Annotated in this window: 1 pseudogene; it reads left to right on the forward strand. The window is 45.7% G+C overall.

Annotated elements, in window-relative coordinates:
- Nucleotides 1-293 (forward strand): annotated as a pseudogene (locus FTW16_RS01915) (chorismate-binding protein); the annotation flags it as partial.

Raw genomic sequence — 293 nt, forward strand, 5'->3', positions numbered from 1 at the left:
GTTGGTTTGTATGAATGGGCAATAGTGGTTGATCACGAGCTTAAGACAGCGTGTGTGGTTGGACAGAACATCGAGACGCACTGGAATTGGTTATCTGAGCAGCAAGGCAAACCTCAAACAGAGGAATTTCGCCTAACGACACCGTGGCAATCGAACATGAGTGAACAGAGTTATTCTGACAAGTTCGAGCACGTTCAAGAATACCTGCTGTCTGGCGACTGTTATCAGATTAATTTAGCTCAGCGCTTCAATGCCAAATACCAAGGCAGTGAATGGTTGGCCTATGAAAAGCT

It is taken from the genome of Vibrio sp. T20 (assembly GCF_007858795.1).
Lineage (GTDB): Bacteria > Pseudomonadota > Gammaproteobacteria > Enterobacterales > Vibrionaceae > Vibrio > Vibrio satsumensis.